This is a genomic window from Pseudomonas sp. HOU2, assembly GCF_040729435.1.
GTDB lineage: Bacteria > Pseudomonadota > Gammaproteobacteria > Pseudomonadales > Pseudomonadaceae > Aquipseudomonas.
Window position 1 is genome coordinate 3,719,193 of record NZ_CP160398.1, and the last position, 15,148, is coordinate 3,734,340.

The following is a 15,148-nucleotide window of genomic DNA, read 5'->3' on the forward strand; positions in this document are numbered from 1 at the left end:
GGTCGTAGGAGGAAAAGGCTACGGGCGGTTCACCAAGATTGATGCCGGACGATGCGCAAGTTGTTCGCGAATTTGTGGATTGAGGTTGTCGGAATTTTCCTCAAAAAAAAGGCCTCCCGAAGGAGGCCTCTTTCTGTCACGCCGCGTAGCGCGGCGCTACCGGATCAGCAGCTGTAGTACAGCTCATATTCCAGTGGGTGTACGAAGGTGCGAACCTTGATTTCTTCTTCGGATTTCAGCGCGATGTAAGCGTCGATGAAGTCGTCGGAGAACACGCCGCCCTTGGTCAGGAACGCACGGCCCTTGTCCAGCTCTTCCAGGGCTTCTTTCAGGCTGCCGCAAACTTGCGGGATCTCTTTCGCCTCTTCAGGCGGCAGGTCGTACAGGTTTTTGTCAGCGGCATCGCCTGGGTGGATCTTGTTCTGGATACCGTCCAGGCCGGCCATCAGCAGTGCTGCGAAAGCCAGGTACGGGTTGGCAGCCGGATCCGGGAAACGTGCTTCGATACGACGGCCGCGCGGGCTGTTGACGTAAGGAATACGGATCGAGGCGGAACGGTTGCGCGCCGAGTAGGCCAGCATTACTGGCGCTTCGAAACCTGGCACCAGACGCTTGTAGGAGTTGGTGGCCGGGTTGGTGAAGCCGTTCAGGGCCTTGCCGTGCTTGATGATACCGCCGATGAAGTACAGGGCGGTTTCGGACAGGCCGGCATAGCCTTCGCCAGCGAAGGTGTTCTTGCCGTCTTTGGCGATGGACATGTGTACGTGCATGCCCGAGCCGTTGTCGCCGTACAGTGGCTTCGGCATGAAGGTCGCGGTGCGGCCATAAGCGTCGGCAACGTTGTGGACAACGTATTTCAGCGTCTGAACTTCGTCAGCTTTTTTCACCAGGGTGTTGAACTTGACACCGATTTCGTTCTGACCGGCGGTCGCCACTTCGTGGTGGTGAACTTCAACGGTCTGGCCCATCTCTTCCAGTGCGTTGCACATGGCAGTACGGATTTCGTGGTCGTGGTCGAACGGCGGAACCGGGAAGTAGCCGCCTTTGATACCAGGACGGTGGCCTTTGTTGCCGCCTTCGATGTCCTGGTCGGACATCCACGAGCCTTGTTCGGAGTAGATCTTGAACATCGAGCCGGAGATGTCGGATTTGAACTTCACTTCGTCGAAGATGAAGAATTCTGGTTCTGGACCGGCGAAGACGGTGTCACCAATACCGGTGGTCTTCAGGTATTCCTCGGCGCGGTGCGCGATGGCACGCGGGTCGCGATCGTAACCTTGCATGGTCGAAGGTTCGATGATGTCGCAGACCAGGATCAGGGTCGCGTCTTCGGTGAACGGGTCGAGAACGGCAGTATCGTCGTCCGGCAGCAGGATCATGTCGGAGGCTTCGATGCCTTTCCAGCCAGCGATGGAGGAACCGTCGAACATCTTGCCGACTTCGAAGAAGTCGTCTTCCAGCGCATCGCGAGCCGGCATGGTCACGTGGTGCTGAGTGCCTTTGGTGTCCGTGAAGCGCAGATCAATCCACTTGACGTCATGATCTTTGATGAGTTGAACCGACTTCGACATAGTGTCCTCCGGGTGGCTTAGGGCTTGGTAGTGGATGCCCTTAATAGGGGTGATGCCGGCGCAGATACTCTGCCAAGGCAACCTGCCTCACAAGGGAGCAAATTGCATGCCAGTGCCCCAGCATGGGTTTTTTGCCCCAAATTCACGCTTGCAGCACTGCAAAGCGTCATAAAGGCGAAAATCTCGCCCCTTAATGTAGCGCCTCAAATCAAAAATGACCCGTTTTGGTGCAAGGAAAACCTTCTGCATATTAACTGGTTAAACCTTGAGCAATTTCCGCTATAATCCGCGCCCCCCTTTTTCGGCTGGCCCTGCGCGCGCTGTTTTCATGAAACTAATCGTAAAAGTCTTCCCCGAGATCACCATCAAAAGCCGCCCTGTCCGGATGCGTTTCATCCGCCAGCTGGCCAAGAACATCCGCGCCGTGCTCCGCGATCTGGACCCGGCCGTGGTGGTGAACGGTGTGTGGGACAATCTCGAGCTGGAAACCCGCGTTACCGACCCCAAAGCCTTGAAAGAGATGGGCGAGCGCCTGGTCTGCACCCCCGGTGTCGCGCACTTTCTGCAGATCGACGAGTACCCGCTGGGCGACTTCGACGACATCACCGAGAAGTGCAAGCAGCACTACGGTAATGAGCTGGCCGGGAAGATTTTCTCGGTGCGCTGCAAGCGTGCCGGCAAGCATCCGTTCAGCTCGATGGACGTCGAAAAATACGTCGGCAGCAAGCTGCGTCGTGAGTGCGGTGCTGCCGGAATCGACCTCAAAGACCCGCAAATCGAAGTTCGCATCGAAGTTCGCGACCAACGGTTGTTTGTGATCCACAGCCAGCACAACGGCATCGGCGGCTACCCGCTCGGCGCCCTGGAGCAGACGCTGGTATTGATGTCCGGCGGCTTTGACTCGACGGTTGCCGCATACCAGATCATGCGTCGCGGCCTGATGGCACATTTCTGCTTCTTCAATCTGGGTGGGCGTGCCCACGAATTGGGCGTGATGGAAGTCGCGCATTTCATCTGGAAGAAGTACGGCAGCTCGCAACGCGTGCTATTTGTCAGTGTTCCGTTCGAAGAGGTTTTGGGCGAAATTCTCGGCAAAGTCGATAACAGTCATATGGGCGTCGTATTGAAGCGTATGATGTTGCGCGCATCCTCGGCCATCGCCGACCGCCTGCACATCGACGCGCTGGTCACCGGCGAAGCGATCTCCCAGGTATCGAGCCAGACGCTGCCGAACCTGTCGGTGATCGACTGCGTGACCGACAAACTGGTCCTGCGCCCACTGATCGTGGCACACAAGCAGGACATCATCGACACGGCCAACGAGATCGGCACCGCCGATTTCGCCCGGCACATGCCGGAATACTGCGGGGTCATCTCGGTCAATCCGAAGACCGCCGCCAAGCGCCACCGTGTTGAGCACGAAGAGAAAGAATTCGACATGGCAGTCCTCGAGCGTGCGCTCGAAAATGCCAAACTGGTGCCGATCGATCGGGTGATCGACGAATTGGGCCAGGACTTGCAGATCGAAGAAGTCGGCGAAGCGCTGGCCGGTCAGATCGTCATCGACATCCGTCACCCGGATGCGGCCGAGGATGACCCGCTGGAACTCGCCGGCATAGAAGTACAGACGATGCCGTTCTACGCAGTGAACGCTCGTTTCAAGGAGCTGGATCCGACTCGCCAGTACCTGCTGTATTGCGACAAAGGCGTGATGAGTCGCCTGCATGCTCACCATTTGCTCAGTGAGGGGCATGCCAATGTGCGCGTTTATCGACCGAGCTAAGTGCCCGGGGCTGTTTGCCTGTGGCCTGCGTCACCGGCCCCCCGACACCGCCGTCAAGCTGTAACGGCCATGCCGGACACTACTGTTAATCGCTGCCAAGACTTGTCAGCAAACCGAATCCTCTGATCGAGATACACAAGTGATCGAAAATCTACGTAACATCGCCATCATTGCCCACGTTGACCATGGTAAGACCACCCTGGTAGACAAACTCCTGCGTCAATCCGGCACCCTGGAGCGCAACGAGCTCAACGACGAGCGCGTGATGGACTCCAACGACCAGGAAAAAGAGCGCGGTATTACCATTCTGGCGAAAAACACCGCCATCAACTGGAACGGCTACCACATCAACATCGTGGACACCCCGGGCCACGCCGACTTCGGCGGCGAAGTAGAACGCGTAATGTCGATGGTTGACTCCGTTCTGCTGCTGGTTGACGCTCAAGACGGCCCTATGCCGCAAACCCGTTTCGTGACCAAGAAGGCGTTCGAAGCCGGCCTGCGTCCAATCGTGGTGATCAACAAGGTTGACCGTCCAGGCGCGCGTCCGGACTGGGTTCTGGACCAGATCTTCGACCTGTTCGACAACCTCGGTGCTACCGAAGAACAACTGGACTTCCAGGTTGTTTACGCTTCGGCTCTGAACGGCATCGCCGGTCTGGATCACACCGCCATGGGCGAAGACATGACTGCGCTGTACCAGGCAGTTGTCGACCACGTTCCGCCTCCGGCCGTTGACCGTGACGGTCCGTTCCAGATGCAGATCTCCGCTCTGGACTACAACAGCTTCCTGGGTGTTATCGGTGTTGGCCGTATCGCTCGTGGTCGCGTCAAGCCGAACACCCCGGTTGTCGCGATCAGCGCCGACGGCAAGCGCCGCAACGGTCGTATCCTGAAGCTGATGGGTCACCACGGTCTGCACCGCATTGACGTTGAAGAAGCAGCAGCCGGCGACATCGTCTGCATCAGCGGCTTCGACGAGCTGTTCATCTCCGACACCCTGTGCGACATCAACACCGTCGAGGCGATGAAGCCGCTGACCGTTGACGAGCCAACCGTTTCGATGACCTTCCAGGTAAACGACTCGCCATTCTGCGGTAAAGAAGGCAAGTTCGTGACCTCCCGTAACATCAAGGATCGTCTGGACAAAGAGCTGCTGTACAACGTTGCACTGCGCGTTGAAGAAGGCGACTCGGCTGACAAGTTCAAGGTATCCGGGCGTGGTGAGCTGCACCTCTCGGTACTGATCGAAACCATGCGTCGCGAAGGCTTCGAGCTGGCCCTGGGCCGTCCTGAAGTGATCATCCGTGAAGTTGACGGCGTGAAGCAGGAACCGTTCGAAAACGTCACCATCGACATCCCTGAAGAATCCCAGGGCAAGGTCATGGAAGAGATGGGTCTGCGTAAGGGCGACCTGAGCAACATGGTGCCGGATGGCAAGGGCCGTGTTCGTCTGGAATACAACATCCCTGCTCGCGGTCTGATCGGTTTCCGTAACCAGTTCCTGACCCTGACCAACGGTGCTGGCATCCTGACCTCGATCTTCGACCGTTACGCTCCAGTGAAGTCGGGCCACATGTCCGGCCGTCAGAACGGCGTTCTGGTTTCGGTTGAAACCGGCAAGGCACTGACCTACTCGCTGGAAACCCTGCAGGCTCGTGGCAAGCTGTTCGTAGAACACGGCCAGGAGATCTACAACGGTCAGATCGTTGGTCAGAACAGCCGCGACAACGACCTGGGTGTGAACCCAACCAAAGGCAAGAAGCTCGACAACATGCGTGCTTCGGGTAAAGACGAAACCATCGCTCTGGTACCACCTGTTCGCTTCACTCTGGAACAGGCTCTGGAATACATCCAGGAAGACGAGCTGTGCGAAGTCACGCCTAAGTCCATCCGTCTTCGCAAGAAGATCCTGGACGAAAGCGAGCGTACCCGCGCTGCCAAGAAAGCCAAGGCATAAGATTTAGCCCAGGCTGAAAAAAAACGCCCCCGGTCGAGAGACCGGGGGCGTTTTTGTTTGTCCTGGATTTGTGCGGTGTTCGTGCTGGCCTCATCGCTGGCAAGCCAGCTCCCACAGGGTTTTGCGTCGCACATGAATCTTGTGTACGACAACAATCAATGTGGGAGCTGGCTTGCCAGCGATGGCGGCCTGACAGGCGCCGAACATTTCAGGAACGATCAGAACTTCTCGATCGACCGCGAATTCTGCACCCGCTCCACTTCTTTCGGCTTGTACGCGCAATACCCCGGCCGCGGGCCGATTTTCGGGTGGTTGCGGCAGGTGTCCGGGCGCTTGTCATAAATGGTGCACAGGCGGCTCTTACGATCCAGGTAGTAGCAATCGTTGTTGCTCATGCGCTGCAGGGTGAAGATCCCCGACTTCTGGTTGAAGCGCTCGACCAGCCCTTCCTTTTGCAGGCGCTTGGCGATGTTCTTTGGCGGATCGCCCAGCTCGAACTCGTCGACCACGCCGATGCGTACCAGGTCCTTGATCTTGACCTCGACCGGCAGGGTGCAGCAGCTGGAGACACAAGAGCCGCACATCGGGGCCGAATATTTGGCCCACGTATCGAGACGGTCGATCTCGGCGGCGGCAATCAGGTTGGGCTTCATCATCGGGGGTTACCAGGCGTGTGTGCATCAGGGCGCGCGATCATACCGGGACTGGTGGATTTTTGAACAACCTTTCGCCAGATTTTTGCAAATGCCGCGCAAGTGCCATTCAGTCCGGCACGGCCCCTGCATTCATTAGCCCACTCGCCAAGCTAATGCCGGGCTATCTCATCGTCTTCGGAAAAACTGCCGAACCTGCGCCTCTACCGTCGGTCAGACCGTCTAGGCTCAGACAATTCCCCGCTCGCTCGAGGTCCTATCGATGACTCAAGAACCACTAGTTCGCGAAGCAGAGGTGGCCGCATTCCGCGATGCCGTCCTGACCAAGCTCACCTATGCAGTGGGTAAAGACCCGGATCACGCCTTCGACCATGACTGGTTCGAAGCCATTGCCCTGGCGGCACGCGACCACATGGTCGAACACTGGATGGACCACACCCGGCAGATCTACCGCAAAGGCCAGAAGCGGGTGTATTACCTCTCGCTGGAATTTCTCATCGGTCGTTTGCTCTACGACAGCCTGAGCAATCTCGGCCTGCTCGACGTCGCCCGTGAGGCGCTGACCGAACTGGGTGTCGATCTGGAACGCATTCGTCTGCTGGAACCCGATGCGGCACTCGGTAACGGCGGCCTCGGACGTCTGGCGGCGTGCTTCATGGAAAGCATGTCGACCCTCGGCATCGCCGGGCACGGCTACGGCATTCGGTACGAACATGGTCTGTTCCGTCAGGCCATCGTCGATGGCTGGCAGCAGGAACAGACCGAGCACTGGCTGGACTTCGGCAACCCGTGGGAATTCGAGCGCCCGGAAGTGGTGTACTCCATTGGCTTCGGCGGCAGCGTCGAAACCGTGACCGATGCCAGCGGCAAGTCCAAGCAGGTCTGGTCGCCAGCAGAAACCGTACGGGCGATTGCCTACGACACCCCGGTGGTCGGCTGGCGCGGGGCGAGCGTCAACACCCTGCGTCTGTGGCGCGCCCGAGCCATGGAAGATCTGCACCTGGAGCGTTTCAACGCCGGTGATCACCTGGGCGCTGTCGCCGAAGTGGCCCGGGCTGAAAGCATTTCGCGCGTGCTTTACCCGGCAGACAGCACTGAGGCCGGGCAGGAGCTGCGCCTGCGTCAGGAATACTTCTTCGTCGCCGCGTCCTTGCAGGACTTGCTGCGTCGCCATCGCAACATGCACACCTCGGTGCTGACTCTGGGCGATCACGCGGCGATCCAGCTCAACGACACCCACCCTTCGATCGCCGTCGCCGAACTGATGCGGCAACTGGTCGACGTCTACGACGTGGCCTGGGATGCGGCGTGGCAAGTCACCGTCGATACCTTGTCGTACACCAACCACACGCTGCTGCCCGAGGCGCTGGAAACCTGGCCGGTCGGTCTGATGGAACGCATGCTGCCGCGGCACATGCAGATCATTTATCTGATCAACGCCCAGCACATCGACTCGCTGCGCGCCAAAGGCATTCACGATTTCGACGTGCTGCGCGCGGTGTCGCTGATCGAAGAGGACAACGGGCGCCGGGTGCGCATGGGCAACCTCGCGTTCCTCGGTTCGCACAGTGTCAACGGCGTGTCGGGGCTGCATACGCAATTGATGCGCAAGACCGTATTCGCCGAACTGCACAAGCTCTACCCGGAGCGGATCAACAATAAAACCAACGGCATCACCTTCCGCCGCTGGCTGTTCCAGGCCAACTCCGAACTGACCTCGATGCTGGTCGACTCCCTCGGCCCGGAGGTGCTGGATAACCCGGAAGAGCGCTTGCTCGATCTGGAACCGTTCGCCGAGCAACCCGCCTTCCGCAAAGCCTTCGCCGAACAGCGCCTGCACAGCAAAAAGGCCTTGGCCTATCTGATTCACGAGCGGTTGGGGATCGCGGTCAACCCGGCGGCGATGTTCGACGTGCAGGTCAAACGGATCCACGAATACAAGCGCCAGTTGCTCAACCTGATGCACACCGTGGCGCTGTATCAGGCGATTCGCGCCGAGCCTGAAGTCGACTGGGTACCTCGGGTGAAAATCTTCGCCGGTAAAGCGGCGGCCAGTTATCACCAGGCCAAACTGATCATCAAGCTGACCAACGACATCGCCCGGGTGGTGAACAACGACCCGACCGTGCGCGGTCTGCTAAAAGTGGTGTTTTTGCCCAACTACAACGTCAGCCTGGCCGAAAGCATCATTCCGGCGGCGGACTTGTCCGAGCAGATTTCCACGGCCGGCTTCGAAGCTTCGGGCACCAGTAACATGAAGTTCGGCCTCAACGGTGCGCTGACCATCGGCACCCTCGACGGCGCCAACGTGGAAATGTGCGAGCGCATCGGCGCCGAGCACATGTTCATCTTCGGCCTCAGCGCGCAGCAGGTTGAAGCGCGCAAGCAGAACCACGAGTTCAGTGCGGTGCCGGATATCGCCGCGTCGCATCGTCTGAACGATGTGTTGCAAGCGATCCGTAGCGGCGTGTTCTCGCCGGACGATACGTCGCGCTATACCGGGCTGATCGATTCGCTGGTGGACTACGACCGCTTCCTGGTCTGCGCCGACTTCGATTCCTACTGGGAAGCGCAAAAACGTGTCGATGCGCACTGGCACGATGCCAACAACTGGTGGCGTTCGGCAGTGCTCAACACGGCGCGGATGGGCTGGTTCTCGTCCGACCGGACGATTCGCGAGTACGCCACGGATATCTGGAAGGCACTGGAGTAACTTTTCGCTCGGCTCGATATAATCAGCGCGCCGGAAAAGATCGCAGCCTTCGGCAGCTCCTACATGGGTGTTCACATAACCCTGTAGGAGCTGCCGAAGGCTGCGATCTTTTTGGATCAGGCTGCGCTAATCTTCCCGGATTGGCCTTTGCGCTTAGGGATATCGACCATGCAATGGATGTTCATGTTGATCGGGCTGCTGCTCGGCTGGCTGCTCGACGAGTCGTTCAGCGCCGCGTTGCTGGGTGCACTGCTCGGGCTTGTGATCGGGCAGACGCTGCGCATCGCCCGGCTTGGCTCGCAGGCTGCAGAGCAACAGCGCCAACTTGAACAGACAAAAGCGGCCTTGCAAGGCGTCGCGCAGCGCCTGTATCTGCTGGAAGGCTCTCCCTCTCACGCGGTGCCAGCGGCAAGTGCGGAACCGGTCAGCGAGCCTGCCATCGTCGCCGAACAAGCACCCGCCGACGCGCCGGATCTGGTCTGGGAACTCCCACCCGAGCTCGAACCGATCTCTGCCGTTGCCAGCGAATCTAGTCAGCCGCTGCCGGCCGATGTCTGGCATCTGGATGCCGTCACCGCCGAGCCAGCACAACCTGCACAACCCGCCGAACCCCGTGGCCCGAACCTGATCGAGCGCGGCATCAGCGCTGCGCGCAACTGGCTGTTCGGTGGCAACACCGTGCTGCGGGTCGGCGTGGTGCTGCTGTTCTTCGGTCTGGCTTTCCTGCTGCGCTATGCCACCGAAGGCATGGTGGTGCCGATCGAATTGCGTTATGCCGGCGTCGCGGCGGCAGCGTTGGCCCTGCTGGCGCTGGGTTGGTGGCTGCGCAAACGCAACAGCAGTTATGCGCTGATTCTGCAGGGCACCGGGATCGCGGTGCTGTACCTGACGGTGTTTGCGGCGATGCGTCTGCATCCGTTGCTCGATCCGTCTGCCGCGTTGGGTTTGCTGGTAGCAGTGACGGTGTTTTCGGCGATTCTCGCCATCACTCAGGATGCGCTGGGGCTGGCAGCGGCTGCAGCATTGGGCGGTTTCGCCGCGCCAATCCTGACCTCGACCGGGGAGGGCAATCATGTCGCGCTGTTCAGCTATTTCGCCTTGCTCAACGCCGGCATTCTCGCCATCGCCTGGTTCAAGGCCTGGCGCCTGCTTAACCTGATCGGGTTCGTCGGCACGTTCGGCATCGGTTTCGCCTGGGGCTTGCGTTCCTACGCGCCTGAATTGCTGTGGAGCACCGAGCCGTTCCTGATCCTGTTCTTCCTGATGTACCTGGGCATCGGCCTGTTGTTTGCCCGGCGCAAGTTGCTCGACATGCCCGATGCGCCAGCGGACGACGATCGCGAGGCGCTGCTGCACTGGTCGGCGCGCAAGGGCGATTACGTCGACGGCACGATGCTGTTCGGCCCGCCGATCGTTGGCTTCGGTCTGCAGTTTGCGCTGGTGCAGCACCTGGAGTTCGCCGCCGCGTTCAGTGCACTGGCACTGGGCGTGATCTACATGGGCCTGGCGCGGGTGTTGATGGGCGGTCGCGCCTTGTTGCTGGGTGAAACCTGTCTGGCGCTGGGGGTGATTTTCGCCAGCCTGGCGATCCCGCTGGGCCTCGATGCGCGCTGGACTTCGGCGGCGTGGGCCGTGGAGGGCGCGGGGATTTTCTGGCTCGGCTTGCGTCAGCAGCGACCGTTCGCCCGAGCGTTTGCCTTGCTGCTGCAACTGGGTTCGGCGCTGGCGTTCCTCAGTCAGTTGCGGGTCGGCGAAAGCAGCCTGCTCGACGGCGCACCGTTGGGCGCATTGATGCTCGGTATCGCGCTGCTGTTCAGTTTCTATCAGTTGCGCAAAGCCACGCCGGAACAGGCATCGCCGTGGGAGCGTCAGGGTTTGCCGGTGCTGGCGGCGCTGGGCCTGACCTTCCTGTACCTGCTGGCACCACTGTTTTTCTTTGTTCAGGCAACAGCGATCAGTTGGGCCTTGGCCGGATTGGTGACCTTGTTTGTCGGCCTGCGCCTGCAATCGCGCACGTTCCTGTTCACCGCGTTCGCTGTGCAGTTGCTCGGCGTTGCGTTGTTCCTGTTGCGCCTGCAAGGTGCAGGCGAGGATTCGGCGGCGGTGTTCAGCGCCGGGTGGAGTGGTTTGCTCAGCGCATCCGTGATTGGTCTGGCGTTGATCGGCGGCATGTTGCTGGCGGCGCGCGACGAGATGGTGCGCGGCGATGTGCGGCTGCTACGCGGGTTGTCGGTGGTGTTGCTGGCGGGGTTGGTGCTGATCAATCTGGCGGTGCTGTTCGTGCTGCCGTGGCAAACCGCGAGTGCGGTGTGGGCGGCGAGCGGTCTGTTGATCATCTGGCTGAGCCTGTACCTCAAACAGCGCGTGAGTTTTGTCTTTGGGCTGTTGTTGCAGTTGATCGGTGGCGCGGCGTTCTTGTTGGCCGGCCCCGAGTTGCTCGGGCCGCTGTCCAGCGAAGGACTGCGGCCGTTGGCCCATGGCGGTTTCTGGACGCCGCTGGTACTGGGGCTGGCCGCGCTGGTCGGTGCCTGGCGTCTGCAACTGGGCAATCACGCCTCGGCCTTCGATGCGCTGAGTTTGCAACGCCTGTCTGAAGTGCTGCTGGTGTGGGGCGCCGGTTGGTGGGCGTTGGCGTGGGTGAGTGAGGTGCTGCGTTTTGCGCCGCTGAATCTGCAGGCGACGCTGTTGCTGCTGATTGCCGCGCTGAGTGTGGCGCTGTGGACGCTGTTGTCGCTGCGTCTGAAATGGCCGGCGCTGGGCTTGCTCTGCACTTTGCTGATTCCGGCGGCGGGGCTGGTGCTGCTGGCGGCGTGGTATGCGCGTTATCACCCGGCGGCGAACTTCGGCTGGCTGGCGTGGGTATTGGTGTTCGTCGTGCACTTCTTCAGCCTGCGGCGTCTGGCGCCGATGCTGCCGGCGCGGGCCTTGAGCACGGCGCACGTGCTGGGTTGCTGGCTGCTGATCGGCGTGTTGGCGCTGGAGTTGCGCTACGGCTTGCTGCTGTTGTCCGAACAATACAACGCGTGGCGCTGGCTGGGCTGGGCGATCCTGCCGAGTCTGTATCTGTTGCTGGCGGCGGCTCCGCGTAAATGGCCATGGCCGGTGGCGGCCTTTGCGCGCGAATACCGTTTGTATGCCGCTGCGCCCTTGGCAGTGCTGATGCTCGCGTGGTTCTGGCTGGCCAACGGCTTCAGCGACGGCAACGCCGAACCGCTGCCGTACGTGCCGCTGATCAACCCGCTGGAACTGGGCCTGCTGTTCGCCCTGTTCGGGGTGTACGTGTGGTCGCGGCATGCGGTGACGCAGTTTGCCCTGCGCAAGGATTACGCCGAGTACGCCACACAACTGGTCGCCGGGGTTTCGCTGTTCGCTTTCTGCACCGCGTTGGTGACCCGTGCTGCGCACCATTGGGCGGGGATTCCGTTCGAGCTGGATCTGCTGCTCGAATCGATGCTGGTGCAGGCCGGGTTGTCCATCGTCTGGACCTTGATGGCGTTGGGGCTGATGATCGGCGGACACCTGCGTCACCGGCGCGAAGTGTGGCTGATCGGCGCGGCGCTGATTGCGCTGGTGGTGGCCAAACTGATTTTTGTCGAATTGAGCAACCGTGGCGGCCTCGCCCGGATCGTCTCGTTTATCGGGGTCGGCGTGTTGCTGCTGGTGGTGGGCTATTTCGCACCACTGCCACCGAAACGCGTCGAAGCCGAACCGGTGGCGGACAAACCCGCACCGGATACCGAAGGAGTTTCATCTTGAGTCGCATGCTGAATCTGGGGTGGTTGGCGTTGGGCGTGGTGATGGCTGCCGGCGCCCAGGAAAAACCGGCGGACTTCGCCACGCAGGTGCCGCTGATGGTGAGCGGCAATGGCCCCTGGTATCGCCTCGACCTGCCGCTGAGCGCGCAATTGCAGGCACGCCAGACTGATCTCAGCGACCTGCGCGTATTCAACGCTGCCGGCGAGCCGCAAGCCTACGCCCTGGCCCGGGAATCGGCGCAGACCCGCGACGACGGTCAGTTGCATGAGGTGAAGTGGTTCCCGCTGTACAACGCCGCCGACGCCAGTGAGCGCGCGCCGAACGTGCGCGTGCAATCGACCACCACCGGCACCCTGGTGGAAGTGCAGCCGTCGACGCAACTGGAGGCCGGCGAAGAAGTGCTGCGTGGCTGGCTGCTCGATGCCAGTGCGATCAAGGCGCCGCTGCAGCAACTGATCCTCGACTGGACCAGCGAACGCGACGGCTTCCAGCGCTTCAGCATCGAGGCCAGTGATGACTTGCAGCATTGGCAGGCGTGGGGTGAGGGGCAGGTGGCACGCCTGACCTTTTCCGACGAGCGCATCGAACAGCATGAGGTGACGCTGCCGGGGCAATCTGCGCGCTATCTGCGCCTGCTGTGGGATGCGCCAACCTCGGCGCCAATCCTCACGTCGGCGCAACTGAAAAGCAGCGATCCGCGTAACGTGCCGCTGCCGTTGGTCTGGTCGCAAGCGCTGGCGGGCAGCAGCACCAAGTCCGGCGAGTACATCTGGCAGTTGCCGATGGGGCTGAATGTCGAGCGGGTGCAGGTCGAGCTGAAGCAGCCGAACAGTCTGGCGCCGGTCACTCTCGCCGGTCGCCGAGAAAGCAGCCTGCCGTGGCAGACGCTGAGCAATGGTTTGCTGTATCGCCTGACCCAGAACGGTCAGGACGTGGTGCAGAACGAATTGCAGGTGTACGGGCAGACTGTGCAGCAGCTGAAACTGAGCGTGGATGAGCGTGGCGGCGGTCTGGGCGAGCAGGCACCGAGTCTGAAATACGCGGTGCGGGCGACGCAGGTGATTTTCCTCGCACGAGGTGACGGGCCTTACAGCCTGGCGCTGGGCAATCCGACGGTGAAAACCGCGAACCTGCCGCTGAGCACGCTGATTCCGGATTTCAAACCGGAGAAACTCGCGGCGCTGGGCAAGGCAACGGTGCAAGGTGAAGTGGTTGCCACACAGGCTGCGCCGGCGACTACGGCGGCAGTGGCCGAGACCAACTGGAAGAAGATCGGCCTGTGGGCGGTGTTGCTGGTGAGTGTGGTTTTTCTCGGAGCGATGGCGTTCAGCTTGTTGCGTAAGCCACCTGCCAATTCCTGAGAATGGCTGGCGCTGCGCGCCAATCGCTGGCAAGCCAGCTCCCACAGGTTATTTGGTGTACGCAAAACAGGTGAGCGACCGAAGTCCTTGTGGGAGCTGGCTTGCCAGCGATGTCGGTCGATCAATCAATAAAAATCCGCAAACTGCCGCTATCAACTCAACCACCACCCGTCCCGAACCGGACTACGCTGATTGCGGTGCATGAACTCTCTCGACCCGATCACGTCTGATACAAGCAATTGCGCCCCAATGCACGTTACCGGGCGTCATCGCTCGCTACGTTTTCAGACTCCCTGTAAACTGCGCGGGTTTTTAGCCCCCCATTCCACCGGAGCCGTCCATGTCCCGCGTTACCCTGAGTCGCTATTTGATTGAGCAGACCCGCAGCAATAACACTCCTGCCGATCTGCGCTTCCTGATCGAAGTGGTGGCGCGTGCCTGCAAAGAGATCAGCCACGCCGTGTCCAAAGGCGCCCTGGGCGGTGTTCTGGGCAGCATGGGCACTGAAAACGTCCAAGGCGAAGTGCAGAAGAAACTCGACGTGCTGTCGAACGAAATCCTGCTCGAAGCCAACGAATGGGGCGGTCACCTGGCCGGCATGGCGTCCGAAGAAATGGACAATGCCTACCAGATCCCGGGCAAATACCCGAAAGGCGCGTACCTGCTGGTGTTCGACCCACTGGACGGCTCGTCGAACATCGACATCAACGCTCCGGTTGGCACCATCTTCTCGGTACTGCGTTGCCCGAACGAATACCTGAGCCAGAATGAGCCACTGAACGAAAAAGCCTTCTTGCAGCCAGGCACCCAGCAGGTGGCTGCCGGTTACGCGATCTACGGCCCGCAGACCATGCTGGTACTGACCCTGGGCGACGGGGTCAAAGGCTTCACCCTGGACCGCGAAATGGGCAGCTTCGTGCTGACCCACGAAGACATCACCATTCCTGAAACCACCCAGGAATTCGCGATCAACATGTCCAACCAGCGCCACTGGGAAGCCCCGGTACAACGCTACGTCAGCGAACTGCTGGCCGGCGAAGAAGGCCCGCTGAAGAAGAACTACAACATGCGCTGGGTCGCGGCGATGGTGGCCGACGTACACCGCATCCTGACCCGTGGCGGACTGTTCATGTACCCACGCGACAGCCGTGAGCCATCCAAGCCCGGCAAACTGCGTCTGATGTACGAAGCCAACCCGATGTCGTTCCTGGTGGAACAGGCCGGCGGCGCGTCAACCGACGGTCACCAGCGCATCCTCGACATTCAGCCGGAAGGCCTGCACCAGCGCGTAGCGGTGTTCCTTGGTTCGAAAGAAGAAGTCGCCCGCGCTACGGCCTACCACAAGGAATAA

The 15,148-nt window shown here is 60.6% G+C and carries 8 protein-coding genes; 6 read left to right on the plus strand and 2 right to left on the minus strand.

Going from position 1 to position 15,148, the window contains the following annotated elements; translation table 11 throughout:
• Window positions 1-164: 164 nt before the first annotated feature.
• Complete coding sequence (gene glnA, locus ABV589_RS16895; protein WP_003220788.1) at window positions 165-1,571, minus strand: glutamate--ammonia ligase; 1,407 nt, start codon at window positions 1,569-1,571, stop codon at window positions 165-167.
• Window positions 1,572-1,899: 328 nt separating this feature from the next.
• Between glnA and thiI the strand changes: the two genes are divergently transcribed.
• A complete protein-coding gene (gene thiI / locus ABV589_RS16900) occupies window positions 1,900-3,354 on the plus strand; it encodes a tRNA uracil 4-sulfurtransferase ThiI (protein WP_007961738.1) in 1,455 nt (484 codons plus the stop codon).
• Window positions 3,355-3,493: 139 nt separating this feature from the next.
• Window positions 3,494-5,314 (plus strand): translational GTPase TypA, encoded by a 1,821-nt coding sequence (typA, locus tag ABV589_RS16905; protein WP_007961739.1) that lies wholly within the window; start codon window positions 3,494-3,496, stop codon window positions 5,312-5,314.
• A 218-nt stretch (window positions 5,315-5,532) separates the two neighbouring features.
• Here the strand turns inward: typA and ABV589_RS16910 are convergent, their stop codons facing one another.
• A complete protein-coding gene (locus ABV589_RS16910) occupies window positions 5,533-5,970 on the minus strand; it encodes a YkgJ family cysteine cluster protein (protein ID WP_007961740.1) in 438 nt (145 codons plus the stop codon).
• Window positions 5,971-6,229: 259 nt separating this feature from the next.
• Between ABV589_RS16910 and ABV589_RS16915 the strand changes: the two genes are divergently transcribed.
• The 4 genes from ABV589_RS16915 to ABV589_RS16930 all read left to right on the plus strand — a co-directional run bounded on the left by ABV589_RS16915 (window position 6,230) and on the right by ABV589_RS16930 (window position 15,148).
• The gene (locus ABV589_RS16915; RefSeq protein WP_367082625.1) at window positions 6,230-8,680 is read left to right on the plus strand and encodes a glycogen/starch/alpha-glucan phosphorylase; all 2,451 of its coding nucleotides are present in this window, start codon (window positions 6,230-6,232) and stop codon (window positions 8,678-8,680) included.
• 168 nt (window positions 8,681-8,848) lie between these two features.
• Entirely contained in the window at window positions 8,849-12,436 is a 3,588-nt protein-coding gene (locus tag ABV589_RS16920; RefSeq protein ID WP_367082627.1) for a DUF2339 domain-containing protein, read from the plus strand.
• Window positions 12,433-13,797 carry a DUF3999 domain-containing protein gene (locus ABV589_RS16925; RefSeq protein WP_367082629.1) on the plus strand — a complete coding sequence of 455 codons (1,365 nt, stop codon included), beginning with the start codon at window positions 12,433-12,435 and terminating at the stop codon, window positions 13,795-13,797. Before ABV589_RS16920 ends, ABV589_RS16925 begins: the two co-directional genes overlap by 4 nt.
• A 340-nt stretch (window positions 13,798-14,137) precedes the next feature.
• Window positions 14,138-15,148 carry a class 1 fructose-bisphosphatase gene (locus ABV589_RS16930; protein ID WP_007961744.1) on the plus strand — a complete coding sequence of 337 codons (1,011 nt, stop codon included), beginning with the start codon at window positions 14,138-14,140 and terminating at the stop codon, window positions 15,146-15,148.

Coding starts and splice junctions, on each gene's coding strand:
- glnA (WP_003220788.1), bottom strand. CDS start 1,571: ATGTCGAAGTCGGTTCAACTCATCAAAGATCATGACGTCAAGTGGATT.
- thiI (WP_007961738.1), top strand. CDS start 1,900: ATGAAACTAATCGTAAAAGTCTTCCCCGAGATCACCATCAAAAGCCGC.
- ABV589_RS16910 (WP_007961740.1), bottom strand. CDS start 5,970: ATGATGAAGCCCAACCTGATTGCCGCCGCCGAGATCGACCGTCTCGAT.
- ABV589_RS16915 (WP_367082625.1), top strand. CDS start 6,230: ATGACTCAAGAACCACTAGTTCGCGAAGCAGAGGTGGCCGCATTCCGC.
- ABV589_RS16920 (WP_367082627.1), top strand. CDS start 8,849: ATGCAATGGATGTTCATGTTGATCGGGCTGCTGCTCGGCTGGCTGCTC.
- ABV589_RS16930 (WP_007961744.1), top strand. CDS start 14,138: ATGTCCCGCGTTACCCTGAGTCGCTATTTGATTGAGCAGACCCGCAGC.